We start from the raw sequence: 13,194 nt of genomic DNA on the forward strand, positions 1-13,194 counted from the left end.
ATGACGCACGTACACTTGCCCGGTGCGCTCGCTCATCTTCAGGTTCGCGGGTTTCACCGGGGCGCCGATCATCTCGGCGCTCGCTCCGTTCATCATACTTCCCGTCGTCTCACGGGTCGTGGGGGATGGCGGATGGGCGAACTTCTCCGCGGGGCAGTCGATCGGCATCCTCGGCATGGTCGGCATCCTGTTCGGTTGGGGAGTGCTCGGCCCCGTCCGGGTCGCGCGGTCGGGCTCCGACCACGAGAAGGCGCTGATCCTGCGGGAGAGCCTCCGGTCGCGGCTGCTGCTTGCCGCGGTCGTCGTTCCGGTGGTGGGCGTCGTCACCTGGCTCATCTGCTCGGAGGCCTACCGGATCGAGTCCGTGGCCGTTGCCGTGGCGATGGCGCTCGGCGGATTGACGCCGGCGTGGTTCTGCATCGGGGAGGGCAACCCCCGGGGCGTCATGGTCTACGACGCCCTGCCGAAGCTCGGCGCCTCCCTCGTCGCGCTGCCGATCATCGGCTTCTCGGGCCAGGTGCTGTGGTACCCGATCCTGCTGGCGCTGTTCACCCTCCCGGCGTTCTCGCTGCACGCGTGGCTCACCGTCCGCGAGCATGCCCACCCCGACTACCACCCGCTCCCGGTGGGCCAGGTCCTCCGGAGCCTCGTCCCGACCGCTGCGATCGATGCGACCGGCAACGCGTACGGGTCGACGGCGATCCCGATCGCGACGGCGGGACTCAGCCCGGCGGATGCGAGCGCGTTCGCCTCCGCGGACCGCGTGTACCGGATCGGCACGCTCGCGGTCGTCGCGGTCGCCAACGCCTTCCAGGCGTGGGTGCTGGAGAACGGCGCAGCCGACCCGCACCGCAGGAACCTCCTCGCCCTGGCCACCCATGGCGTGCTCGGACTGCTCGGCGGTGTCGCCATCGCCGCGCTCGGGCCGTGGGCCACCGGCCTCGTCTTCGGGCCCCAGGTCGCGGCGCAGCCGGTGCCGAGTGCCCTGTACGCCGTCGCGTTCGTCTGCATCTCGCTCGCGACCCCGCTGATCCGCAACCTGCTGATCCCCGCCGGCCGGTTCCGCGTCGTCCTCGTCGCGACGATCGCGGCTGCGGTCATCGGTCTGACCGTCATGCTGAGCGGCGCGCACGTCGGATCCGCGCCCGTCATCGCGGCGGGGGTCGCGGCATCCGAGCTCACTGCGCTGATCGTGCTCGCGGGACCGGCGCTGACGGAGCTGCGCCGCGTCCGCCCTGCTCCCGCGGCCTGATCAGTCCTCGTCGTCGCGCGTCGCGTCCCAGGAGATGGCGCGAGCGCGCGCGGCGGCGGCGGCCGGCATCCTGCCTCCGACCCCGCGTCGCCCGTCGCGTGCGGCGGATCGGAGGGTGTCCCACATCGCCGACCGCGGGCGTGCGAGGAGCAGCACGATGAGGAAGTGCGCGCGGTCGATGAGTCCGTCGCGCAGCAGGCGCGAGCGGAAGCGGGGGAGATACTCCTTCTCGAGCAGGATGCGGTTGCGCATCCGGTAGTAGTAGCGGAACGGCGCGCTCAGCGTGAGGACGCCGAGGCGGCGCAGCGGCCACCCGTGCGCCCGGTAGCGGGCTCCGAGTCGATGGTGCAGACGCAGCCCCGGTGCACCCATCACCGCGACACCCGCCGAGGCGCACCGCAACGCGTACTCCGTGTCGACGAGGTCGATGAAGAAGTCCTCGCGGAAGAGTCCCACGGCATCCACGACGGAGCGCGGGAGCAGCATTCCGGACTGGATCGGGTTCCGCGCCGCCAGTCGACCGTCGGCCGCGCGCACCACCGTCTGATCGACGCCCGCGAAGAATTGGGGAACGACGGCGACGCCGCCGGGGGTGCTCTCGACGAGGTCATCGTGGAGCGTGACGAGCGTCGAGACGAAGTCGGCGTCGACGGAGGAATCCTGATCGAATGTGACGACGGCATCCGCGCCACGCTCGAACGCTCGGCGGATGCCGGCGTTGAGGGCCGCGGCGATGCCCCTGTTCTCAGGAAGCGCCACGACCTCGGCGCCGCTGGCGCGCGCATGGTCCAGCTGCTCCGCCGCGGCGGGGCCGCTGCCGTCGTCGACGACGATCACCCCGTCGGTCTGCGGGGCGAGACGGGCGATGCCCGGCCCGAGGTCGTCGGGATGGAACGAGGTGACGACGGCCCAGACCGATTCCACGGAGCTCGATCGCGCCGATTCCAGCGAGCTCACTCGGGATCGGCCCGCCGGGGGTGCGCGGAGGCGGCCTCGAGGGCGGCGATGCGGGACTCCAGCTGCGACACGGTGGCCTCGGAGATCGCCGCCTCTTCCGCCAGCCGTCGGATCTCGTCCTCCGCCTGCGATAGCTCCCACGACAGGTGCAGCGCGACACCGAGCAGGAGCACGATGGCGAGCGCGAACAGGAGGTTCGAGGGCAGCTGAACGCCGAGCAGATCGGTCATCGCCGTCAGGAGCTGGGGGAACAGGCCGAGGATCAGGACAGCGAGCCCGATGACGAGCCACATGACCGCGTACTTCTCGCGGAGCGACCGCTTCAGCAGCATGCGCATGACGACGGCCAGGATGATCAGGGCCAGGATCACGCCGAAGAAGACGATCATGATTGTGGGTTCTCCGTCTCGCGGGGACCGCGGCGGCCCGGGCGCACCACGGCGAGGGTCAGGGCGAAGACCGCGCGCAGGAGGTAGACCATCGCACCCCAGGTCCCCTGCGTCGAGGTTCCGTGCATCCGCGGGCGCATCGCGACCGGCACCTGCGTGACGGTCAGCCCGGCGTGGGAGGCGGCGACGAGGGAATCCAGGGTGTCGCCGAAGTACTCGGCAGGGTAGTACTCGACGTACTGTGCGATCGCGCGGGTCCCGGCTGCGCGGAATCCACTCGTGGCATCCGTGAGGCGTGTCCCGGTGACGCGGGAGAGCGCCTTCGCGAGGACGATCATGGCCCACCGTCGCGGACCGCGGACGTCGTAGTCTCCGACGTCGGCGAAGCGTGCCCCGATCGAGATGTCGGCGCGCGTGAGGCCGTCGAGCACGGCGTCGATGTCGGCCGGATTGTGCTGGCCGTCGGCATCGACCTGGATGGCGCGCTGGTAGCCGCGGCGCTTCGCGTAGGTGAAGCCCGTCCGCATCGCGCCGCCGACGCCGAGGTTGAACGGCAGCGTGATCACGGTGGCGCCGGCGTCGTGCGCGACCCCGGCGGTGCCGTCCGTGGACCCATCGTCGACGACGACGACGTCGTACCCGGGGCGGGCGGCGAGGATCTCGGTCACCGTCGCGCCGACGTTCCTCTCCTCGTTCCACGCCGGAACGATGATGAGCGTGCGCGGCGTCCCCGCACCCTCCTGCCGGTTCCCGGTCTCAGGCCCGCCCGTGCCGACGCTCATCGCTCACACCCCACGACCTGATACAAGCGCGCCTGCCCTTCGCTGTCCACGAGGCGCACCGCGGTCGAGTCCTTCAGATCCTCCAGGCCCGGATACACGTGCGTGGCACCGTGCACTTCGCGCGAGCCGAAGTCCAGCACGTACTGCACGCCGAGATCCGCGATCGAGGAGCACACGGGAGAACCCGGCGTCGCATCGCGGAGGTCGTCGTTCACCGCCTCCAGGTCGTCGGAGATGACCATCTGGATGTGGGGCATCAGGACGTGACGACCGGTGAGGGCGTAGGCGACCGACGTTCCCGTCCAGGGACTGCCGGCGATGACGGCATCCGCGGGCACGTGCTCGTCCAGGCGGGCGAGCAGAGCAGCCTCGTCCGTGCTCAGCAGGGGGGAGTCCGGTGTCAGCGCGAAGGATGCCGACGCGGCGCGCTGCGCCTGCGGCATCGCTGAGAGGGGCCCGATCTGGGTGAGGACGGCGACCGCGACGGCGACGGCGATCGCGGTGGCCTGCGCCGCGCGGGCCGTCATCCGGCCGCCGCCCCGCGTACGGACCAGGAACCGCCAGGATTCCGCCAGCCCGAACGCGGCGAGCGGGACGACGGCGACGAGCAGGAGCGCGGCGATCCGCGGCACGTTGTTGTACCAGGGGGCGGTGAACAGATCGCGGAACGGGAACGGCACGGCGGCGACCACGAAGTAGAGGATCGCCGCGACGGCGTACACGCCGACGGTCGTCACCGCGGCACGGTCGCGACGGATGACGGCGGCGACCACCCCCGCCAGGACGGCGGCCGCGATGACCACGGGGGCGTACGGGTACCAGGGGTGGGCGGTGAGGATGCGGACGACGGCGTCATTCGCGTTGATCTCGGGCTGCCACCCCCGCGCCAGTGCGGGCGGGCGGAGCAGATACACCATCGCTGCGCCGACGACCAGGTAGAGCGCGCTCCCGACGAGCAGGATCGTCCGGCGGCGCGGAGACCGGTGGCTGCGCCACTGCGTCACGACGAAGATCACCGCCATCGGCACCGACAGGGCGAGCCACGCCATGAGCCCGCCCGGGTGCACGAGCGCCATCCCGGGCATGAGGCCGAGGAGGGCGATCCCCCACCACAGCGTGCCGACGTCGTCCGTCGACGGCACCAGACGCAGAAGTCGAACGGTGAGTGCGAGGGCGATCGGCAGGAGCGCGACCCCGAGCTGGAACGGGTACAGGACGCCGTAATCCATGAGGAGGAGCGAGAGCGGTACGGATGCCGTGACGAGGCCGACAGCGATCGAGAGCACGGGGGAGCGCCCGAAAAGCGTCCGGGTGAGCAGGAGGAGTCCGAGCGGCGTGACGACGGCGGCGATCGCGAGGACGACCCCGTTGATCGCGACGGGCACGGTGGCGCCGGTGAGCTGCGCGACGAGCGCGACGAGGCCGTGCCAGGCCGACGGGTAGAAGGAGGGCGGCCCGGCGGGGTTCGTCATGTAGCCGATGTCGAGCGCCGAGGCAGACCCCGTGTCGAGCACCCAGCGCACGGCGTTCAGGTGGAACACGTTGTCGTAGGTCTGCGAGATCCGGTCGGGCTCCTGGATCGCGCCGATCACCCGGGCGGAGAGGAGCGCGACGGCGAGCAGGAGCCCGACGAGCAGCCACGCGTCGAACTCCGGTCGGGGTCGAGCCTCCACGGTCGGTCTCCACCGCCGGGTCGCCCATCGCGCCGCGGCGAGGACGCCGCCGAGGACGACGGCCACGACCAGGACGCCGGGCGTCGCCCACGGGACACCGACCCACGGCAGGATCACGGAGGCGATCGCGATCACGGTCATCGTGAACGCCGGGGCGACCGCGATCGCGGTGAACCCGCGCAGCCCGATGATGCGGGCGAGCGCGTAGCCGATCACGATCAGCACCACGACGGTGACGACGGCGACGGCGATCAGGGAGAGCCACGACATCACTGCCGCCCTTCAGACGGTGTCACGTCAGTCATGAGATCCTTCGGTTGGCGGGAATGACATGCCGCTCGCGGCGGACCACAGCTGTCAAGCGTATCCCAGCGGACCTGTCAGACCCCCGAGCGTGACGCCGCCGACGTCGGCGCCCGTCGTGGGGCACCGCTGCGGACGCCGGGAAGACGACGACACGCCGACCTCGCCGCTCATGGAAGAATCGGTGATCATGAAGGGCATCATTCTCGCGGGCGGCTCCGGCACCCGGTTGCATCCGATCACGCTGGGCGTCTCCAAGCAGCTGATCCCCGTGTACGACAAGCCGATGGTCTACTACCCGCTGTCGACGCTGATGCTCGCGGGGATCGACGACATCCTGGTCATCACGACGCCGCACGACGCGCCGTTCTTCGAGCGGCTCCTCGGCGACGGATCCCAGTTCGGCATCCGCCTGACCTTCGCCCAGCAGCCCTCTCCCGACGGTCTCGCGCAGGCGTTCACGATCGGCGCCGACTTCATCGGGGACGACAGCGTCGCGCTGGTCCTCGGCGACAACCTCCTCTACGGGCCCGGACTCGGATCCCAGCTGAAGCGCTACGCCGACATCGACGGCGGCGCGGTGTTCGCCTACTGGGTGGCCGAGCCGAGCGCCTACGGAGTCGTCGAGTTCGACGAGCAGGGCCGCGCGGTCTCCCTCGAGGAGAAGCCCGCGCACCCCAAGAGCAACTACGCCGTCCCCGGTCTCTACTTCTATGACAACGACGTCGTGGAGATCGCCCGCGGCCTGCAGCCGAGTCCGCGCGGCGAGTACGAGATCACCGACGTCAACCGCGCCTACCTCGAGGCCGGGAAGCTGCAGGTGGAGGTGCTGCCGCGCGGCACCGCCTGGCTCGACACGGGCACGTTCGACCAGATGACGGATGCCGCCGAGTACGTCCGCACCATCCAGCGCCGCACGGGGCTCTCCATCGGCGTGCCGGAGGAGGTCGCGTGGCGACAGGGCTTCCTGTCGGACGGCGAACTCCGCACGCGCGCGGAGAAGCTCGTCAAGTCCGGCTACGGCACCTACCTCCTCGAGTCCCTGGAAAGAGGACACTGATGCGCAGACTGCTCGTCACCGGCGGCGCCGGTTTCATCGGCTCCAACTTCGTCCACCACGTGGTGGAGCACACCGACGATCACGTCACCGTGCTCGACAAGCTGACCTACGCAGGCAACCGGACCTCGCTCGCCGGGCTGCCGGAGGACCGCGTCACCTTCGTCGAGGGGGACATCGCCGATGCGGCGCTCGTCGACTCCCTGTTCGCGAGCGCGGATGCCGTGGTCCACTACGCGGCGGAGTCGCACAACGACAACTCCCTGAACGACCCGCGCCCGTTCCTGGACACGAACATCATCGGCACCTACACGCTCCTCGAGGCGGCGCGCAAGCACGATACGCGCCTGCACCACATCTCCACCGACGAGGTCTACGGGGATCTGGAGCTCGATGACCCCGAGCGGTTCACCGAGGCGACGCCGTACAACCCGTCCTCGCCGTACAGCAGCACGAAGGCGGGCTCGGACCTGCTGGTGCGAGCGTGGGTGCGTTCGTTCGGCGTGCGGGCGACGATCTCCAACTGCTCGAACAACTACGGGCCGTATCAGCACGTCGAGAAGTTCATCCCCCGCCAGATCACGAATGTGATCCGCGGCATCCGACCCAAGCTGTATGGCGCGGGAGAGAACGTCCGCGACTGGATCCACGCGGATGACCACTCGTCCGCCGTCCTCACGATCCTCGAGGGGGGCGAGATCGGCGAGACCTACCTCATCGGCGCCGACGGCGAGAAGGACAACAAGACGGTCGTGGAGCTGATCCTCTCCCTCATGGGCGAGCCGGCCGACGCCTACGATCACGTCACCGACCGTGCCGGTCACGATCTCCGGTACGCGATCGACTCGACGAAGCTGCGCACCGAGCTGGGCTGGACACCGCAGTACCGCGACTTCGAGGCGGGGCTTGCCGCCACCATCGACTGGTACAAGGCGAACGAAGCGTGGTGGGCCCCCGCGAAGGACGGCGTCGAGGCGTTCTACGCGAGCAAGGGGCAGTGACGGCGGTGACCGAGTACGGCAAGCAGCTCGCGGTCACCGAGACGACGATCCCGGGACTCGTCGTCTTCGATCTGCCGGTGCACGGCGACGCGCGCGGATGGTTCAAGGAGAACTGGCAGCGCGAGAAGATGACGGCGCAGGGGCTGGCCGACTTCGGCCCCGTCCAGAACAACATCTCCTTCAACGACGCGGTCGGCACCACTCGCGGCATCCATGCGGAGCCGTGGGACAAGTGGGTCTCCGTCGCCACCGGACGCATCTTCGGCGCCTGGGTGGATCTGCGGGAGGGGCCCTCGTTCGGGGCCGTCTACACGACCGAGCTCGACCCGTCGAAGGCGATCTTCGTCCCGCGCGGCGTGGGCAACTCGTACCAGACGCTCGAGCCGGACACGGCGTACACCTATCTCGTCAACGACCACTGGTCGCCGGATGCCGCGTACTCGTTCCTGAATCTCGCGGACGAGACCGCTGCGATCGCCTGGCCGATTCCGCTCGCCGATGTCGAGATCTCCCCGAAGGACCTCGCGCACCCGCGCCTTCAGGACGTGACGCCGATCCCGCCGAAGCGGATCCTCGTCCTCGGTGCGAACGGTCAGCTCGGCCGCGCGCTGCGCGCCGAGTACGGCGGCGCCCCGCACATCGAATACGCGGACCGTACGACCCTCGATCTGTCGTCTCCCGACCTGGCCGCCGCGCGGCGCTGGCGGGACTACGGGACCATCGTCAACGCCGCCGCGTACACCAAGGTCGACCTCGCCGAGACCCCCGAGGGCCGCCGGGATGCCTGGGCCGCCAATGTCGCCGGCGTCTCCGCCCTCGCGCGGATCGCCGCTGCGCACGGGGTCACCCTCGTGCACGTCTCGAGTGACTACGTCTTCGACGGGACCTCGGACAGTCCGTACACCGAGGACGACGCCGTCTGCCCGCTCGGCGTCTACGGGCAGACCAAGGCGGCGGGCGACCAGGTCGTCGCCACGGTGCCTCGCCACTACATCGTCCGCACCAGCTGGGTCATCGGCGAGGGCGGAAACTTCGTCCGCACCATGGCCTCTCTCGCGGAGCGCGGAATCGACCCGAAGGTCGTCGACGACCAGGTCGGACGGCTCACGTTCACGGACGACATCGCCCGGGGCATCCGCCACCTCGTGGAGACCGGCGCGGAGTACGGGACGTACAACCTGACCGGCGCCGGCGACCCGCAGTCCTGGGCCGACATCGCGCGGCGGGTCTTCGAGATCACCGGGCACGACCCGGCACGCGTGACCGGCGTCTCGACCGAGGAGTACTTCGCGTCGGCGCAGGGCCCTGTGGCGCCTCGGCCCCGCAACAGCGTGCTGTCGACGGCGCGGATCGAGGCCGCCGGTGCCCGGTTGACTCCGACCGAGGACGCGCTCGCCGCGTACCTCGCTCCGGCGGGGTGACGAGCGGGAGGCGCGACGGCCGCCCGGCCCGCTAGCCGAAGACGTGCGCGATGAGGCGCGGCACTCCGCCCGCGCGGGCATGGAGAAGGGCGCCGGGCACCTCGCTCGCCGCGTTCAGGCGCGACACGACGTGCCACCGGGCGATCCGAGCGGCTCGGCGCCAGCCGTGCTCCGCGAACCGGGTCGCATAGGCGAGGAAGAACGCCCGCTCCTGTTCGAACCGCTCGCCGGTGCGCGCGGCCGCCATGGAGGCGGATGCTCGGTGACGGCGGTAGCGGAAGGTGAGCGGATCCAGAACGACCATCCGGCCGCCGTCGAGGGCGATGTCGAGGATCAGGCCGAGGTCGAGCGCGATCGCATAGCGCTGATCGAAACCGAGTCGGCGCGCCCTGTCCGTGCGCCAGAGCAGCGAAGGGAAGTACGCCCAGTCGGCGCGGGTCAGACTGGACGCGAACGACTCTCCCGAGAGCTCCCGATCTCCTCGTCTCGTCCGAGGGCGCAGAACGGCCTTGACCACGTCCGGAAGGGGCCGTGCCACACGGCCGGCATCATCGATGACTTCCACCCGGGTCTGGATGAGGTCCGCCTCCGGATGCCGGCGGCGCGCGTCGTCGAGGACGGCGAGGTGGTTCGCGAGCATGAGGTCGTCGCTGCCCATCATCACGAAGTGGTCCGCTTCGACCAGCGTCAGGCAGAGCGCGAAGTTCCCGGCGACGCCCAGGTTCCGGTCGTTGCGCAGATGCACGATGCGGTCATCGCCGAGTTCCGCCAACCACGGGCCGGCATCGCCCCGGGGACTCGCATCCTCTACGCAGACGAGTCGCCAGTCCGTGAAGGTCTGAGCGCGCACGCTCTCGACGGCCTGTCGGAAGTGCGGGCTGTCGCCGAAGTACGGCAGCATCACGTCGATGGTCCCGGTCATCTCACGCCCTTTCGGATCATCTCGACGGCTGAACGCGAGGGGCCGTCACAGCGCGGGTGCGGCCCACCGGCTCTCGGCGTCAAGGAGTATATCCGGCTCCGCCTGGGCGCCCGGTCCTCCTCCTGCGGAGCCTCCGGTGCGGTCCCGGCGGGGTCCGGAGGGGCGGTGGGCTAAACTCGTCGCTGACGGTCGACCGGTTTCCTGAGCCGATGTCCCGTGCATCCCTCCCTCGACGAACGGCACAGCGCATGGATCTTCTCATCGTCGGCTCCGGATTCTTCGGCCTCACGATCGCGGAGAGGGCGGCGGCCGCGGGGCGGAAGGTGACCGTCATCGATCGCCGTCATCACATCGGCGGGAACGCCTACAGCGAGGACGAGCCGACCACGGGCATCGAGGTGCACCGGTACGGTGCGCACCTGTTCCACACCTCGAATGCCACGGTGTGGGAGTACGTGAACCGGTTCACGACGTTCACGGACTACGTGCACCGGGTGTACACGAACCACAAGGGCGTCGTGTTCCCGCTGCCGATCAACCTGGGCACGATCAACCAGTTCTTCCAGGCCGCGTACACGCCGGACGAGGCGCGTGCGCTGGTGCACGAGCTGGCGGGGGAGTTCGACCCGAAGTCGGCGCAGAACCTCGAGGAGCGGGGTGTCGGGCTCATCGGGCGCCCCCTGTACGAGGCGTTCATCCGCGACTACACCGCGAAGCAGTGGCAGACCGATCCGAAGGAGCTGCCGGCGGAGATCATCAGCCGCCTCCCGGTGCGGTACACCTACGACAACCGGTACTTCAACGACACGTGGGAGGGCCTGCCGACCGATGGGTACACGGCGTGGCTCGAGCGGATGGCCGATCACCCGAACATCGAGGTGCGCCTGTCGACGGACTACTTCGACGAGTCGCAGCCGCTGAACAAGAAGGCGACGGTGGGCCAGGTCCCCGTCGTGTACACGGGGCCGGTGGATCGCTACTTCGACTACGCCGAGGGCGAGCTGTCGTGGCGGACGTTGGACTTCGAGGAAGAGGTCTTGGAGGTCGGCGACTTCCAGGGGACGAGCGTTATGAACTACGCCGATGCGGATGTCCCGTACACCCGCATCCACGAGTTCAAGCACTTCCACCCCGAACGAGCGGGTCGGTACCCGACGGACAAGACCGTGATCATGCGGGAGTTCTCCCGTTTCGCGACCCGCGAGGACGAGCCCTACTACCCCGTCAACACCCCCGACGACCGGGCAGGGCTCCTCGCCTACCGCGACCTCACCCAGGGTGAGCGCGACGTGCACTTCGGTGGTCGACTGGGCACCTATCAGTACCTCGACATGCACATGGCCATCGGATCCGCGCTGTCGATGTGGAACAATCACCTCGCCTGAGGCCGATGGATTCTGCAGGGCCCGGGGACCGCGCCACCTACCGCGCCGACATCGACGGTCTGCGCGCCCTGGCGATCCTTCTCGTGGTCGTGTACCACGTGTGGTTCGGGCGCGTCTCGGGCGGCGTCGACGTCTTCCTGATGATCTCGGCCTTCTTCCTGACGGCCTCGTTCGCGCGTCGCCTCGATGCGGGCCGTCGCCTCGGCGTCGGTCGGTACTGGATGAGGAAGTTCCGGCGCCTTCTCCCCGCGGCGGCCGTGACGATGCTCGGCATCCTGGCGGCGAGCCTGCTCGTCTATCCGTCGTCCACCTGGCCGGCGATCTGGCGTCAGACGTGGGCCTCCCTGCTGTACCTGCAGAACTGGGAGCTCGCCTTCACGAACGTCGACTACTACGCGCGGGAAGAGAGCATTCCGAGCCCGCTCCAGCACTTCTGGTCCTTGTCCGTCCAGGGACAGGTCTTCATCATCTGGCCGCTGGTGTTCCTGGTCGTCGCCGTCATCGCCCGACGCGCGCGCCTGCGGGCCTCGTCGCTTCTCGTGGCGGCCTTCGGCGCGATCTTCCTCGCGTCACTGGTCTTCTCCATCGTCGAGACCTCGTCTCGCCAATCCTTCGCCTACTTCGATACGCGCACACGCCTGTGGGAGTTCGCCGCCGGTTCTCTCCTGGCGCTCCTCCTGCCCCGCTTCGCAGCGTCCCCGCCGGTGCGCGCGGTGCTGGGCTGGATGGGGCTCGCGGGTATCGTGACGTGCGGCATCGCGCTCGATGTCCAGGGGGGCTTCCCCGGGTATCTCGCCCTGTGGCCCGTCCTGAGCACCGCGGCGGTCATCCTCAGCGGTTCCGGACCGAGCCGGTGGGGTCCTGCCGCTCTCCTGTCCTCCCGCCCCCTGCGACTCCTGGCACGAGACGCCTATGCGCTGTATCTCGTGCACTGGCCGGTCCTCATCACCTGGCTCGTCGTCACGGATCGCACGAGCGTCGGCTGGCTGGCGGGCGGCGCGATCATCGCGATCTCCCTCGTCCTGGCCCGGGTGCTCGCGGCCGGCGTCGAGGAGCCGATGCGTCGGCTTCGTCGGCTCGACGGGAGCGCATGGCGCGGTGCGGTCGCCGTCGTGGCCTGCGTGGCGGTGGTGGCCGCGCCCCTCACTCTCTGGCAGTGGACGGAGCGCGCACGTGTGGCGGCTCTCGCACAGGACTTCGCCGGCAGCTACCCGGGGGCGATGTCGCTCCTTCCCGGGGCGGACGATGTTCCGGACGATGTTCCGCTCTGGCCGGACGCGACCTCGCTGGATGACGAGTGGGTCGCGCTGGACGGACCGTGCCGAGATCTCTACGCGCCGACGGACCCTCTGGTCGCCGAGACCTGCGCCGAGACACGCTCGGACGGCTGGGTTCGCGACCTGGTGGTCATCGTCGGAGATTCGCACGCGCAGCAGTGGGCGGGGGCCGTCCTCCCCATCGCCGAGGATCAGGGATGGGACGTCGTCGCGCTTTTCAAAGGGGGATGCTCCTTCGCTCTCGAGGAGCCCCCCGTCGACGGCGTCGACGACTGCCCGCAGTGGCGCGACGGAGCTCTCGCGTTCATCGAGGAGCTCCGACCGTCGATGGTCTTCGGAATGGCGACCAAGAGTCTCCCCGAGTCCGCCGACGAGCGTGCCCTGGGAGGCCTGGAAGCGACCGTCGACCGGCTCCGGGAGTCGGGGACGTCGGTCGTCCTGTTCCGAGACAATCCGCGCTTCGAGCAGAACATCTTCTTCTGCGTGGAGAGCGCGGGGCCCGCCGCACCGGAATGCCGTCGCCCGCGCGAAGCCGTCGTCGCGGCCGAGAACCCCGCGTCCCTCGTGCGCGGCGCCGACGTGGTGGACCTGGTGGACCATCTGTGCCCGGACTCGTGGTGCCTTCCCGTGATCGGCAACGTCATCGTCTACCTCGACCACAACCACCTCACGCACTCCTATGCGCGCACGCTGGGACCCGTCCTGGCCGCAAGACTCACCGCGATCGGCAAGCTCGGCTGAGCCCGCCGCGGGCGAGCGGCTCCGCTCGAAGGCC

At 69.7% G+C, this 13,194-nt stretch carries 11 protein-coding genes; 6 read left to right on the forward strand and 5 right to left on the reverse strand.

The features are described 5' to 3' along the window. Positions 1-22 precede the first annotated feature (22 nt). A complete protein-coding gene (locus J0P97_RS09050) occupies positions 23-1,252 on the forward strand; it encodes a polysaccharide biosynthesis protein (protein ID WP_215487459.1) in 1,230 nt (409 codons plus the stop codon). On the opposite strand, the gene J0P97_RS09055 is transcribed toward J0P97_RS09050, so the two are convergent. From J0P97_RS09055 to J0P97_RS09070, 4 genes are read right to left on the reverse strand one after another with little or no spacing between them, the layout of a single operon-like run. Continuing rightward, complete coding sequence (locus tag J0P97_RS09055) at positions 1,253-2,209, reverse strand: glycosyltransferase family 2 protein (RefSeq protein ID WP_215487460.1); 957 nt, start codon at positions 2,207-2,209, stop codon at positions 1,253-1,255. Next, positions 2,206-2,598: a DUF2304 domain-containing protein gene (locus J0P97_RS09060; RefSeq protein ID WP_215487461.1), complete on the reverse strand. Its 393-nt coding sequence runs from the start codon at positions 2,596-2,598 to the stop codon at positions 2,206-2,208. The genes J0P97_RS09055 and J0P97_RS09060 overlap by 4 nt, the downstream gene beginning before the upstream one ends. Next, positions 2,595-3,380 (reverse strand): glycosyltransferase family 2 protein, encoded by a 786-nt coding sequence (locus tag J0P97_RS09065; protein ID WP_215487462.1) that lies wholly within the window; start codon positions 3,378-3,380, stop codon positions 2,595-2,597. Before J0P97_RS09065 ends, J0P97_RS09060 begins: the two co-directional genes overlap by 4 nt. Beyond that, positions 3,377-5,323, reverse strand: coding sequence for a DUF6541 family protein (locus J0P97_RS09070; RefSeq protein ID WP_215487463.1), 1,947 nt, complete (start codon positions 5,321-5,323; stop codon positions 3,377-3,379). The genes J0P97_RS09065 and J0P97_RS09070 overlap by 4 nt, the downstream gene beginning before the upstream one ends. 223 nt (positions 5,324-5,546) lie before the next feature. Here J0P97_RS09070 and rfbA point away from each other — a divergent pair, with 223 nt between their 5' ends. Genes rfbA through J0P97_RS09085 form a run of 3 tightly spaced genes read left to right on the forward strand, consistent with a single transcriptional unit; the run spans position 5,547 to position 8,835 of the window. Continuing rightward, a complete protein-coding gene (gene rfbA, locus J0P97_RS09075; protein ID WP_215487464.1) occupies positions 5,547-6,416 on the forward strand; it encodes a glucose-1-phosphate thymidylyltransferase RfbA in 870 nt (289 codons plus the stop codon). After that, positions 6,416-7,414 carry a dTDP-glucose 4,6-dehydratase gene (rfbB, locus tag J0P97_RS09080; RefSeq protein WP_215487465.1) on the forward strand — a complete coding sequence of 333 codons (999 nt, stop codon included), beginning with the start codon at positions 6,416-6,418 and terminating at the stop codon, positions 7,412-7,414. The genes rfbA and rfbB overlap by 1 nt, the downstream gene beginning before the upstream one ends. 5 nt (positions 7,415-7,419) lie before the next feature. Then, the gene (locus J0P97_RS09085; protein ID WP_215487552.1) at positions 7,420-8,835 is read left to right on the forward strand and encodes a sugar nucleotide-binding protein; all 1,416 of its coding nucleotides are present in this window, start codon (positions 7,420-7,422) and stop codon (positions 8,833-8,835) included. Positions 8,836-8,866: 31 nt separating this feature from the next. Here the strand turns inward: J0P97_RS09085 and J0P97_RS09090 are convergent, their stop codons facing one another. Continuing rightward, positions 8,867-9,757, reverse strand: coding sequence for a glycosyltransferase family 2 protein (locus J0P97_RS09090; RefSeq protein WP_215487466.1), 891 nt, complete (start codon positions 9,755-9,757; stop codon positions 8,867-8,869). A gap of 248 nt (positions 9,758-10,005) precedes the next feature. Between J0P97_RS09090 and glf the strand changes: the two genes are divergently transcribed. Together glf and J0P97_RS09100 are read left to right on the forward strand one after the other, a co-directional pair. Next, positions 10,006-11,142, forward strand: coding sequence for a UDP-galactopyranose mutase (gene glf, locus J0P97_RS09095; RefSeq protein ID WP_215487467.1), 1,137 nt, complete (start codon positions 10,006-10,008; stop codon positions 11,140-11,142). A 5-nt stretch (positions 11,143-11,147) separates the two neighbouring features. After that, positions 11,148-13,160, forward strand: coding sequence for an acyltransferase family protein (locus J0P97_RS09100; RefSeq protein ID WP_215487468.1), 2,013 nt, complete (start codon positions 11,148-11,150; stop codon positions 13,158-13,160). Positions 13,161-13,194: the final 34 nt, after the last annotated feature.

Source organism: Microbacterium flavum, from assembly GCF_018717645.1.
GTDB classification, from domain to species: Bacteria; Actinomycetota; Actinomycetes; order Actinomycetales; family Microbacteriaceae; genus Microbacterium; species Microbacterium flavum.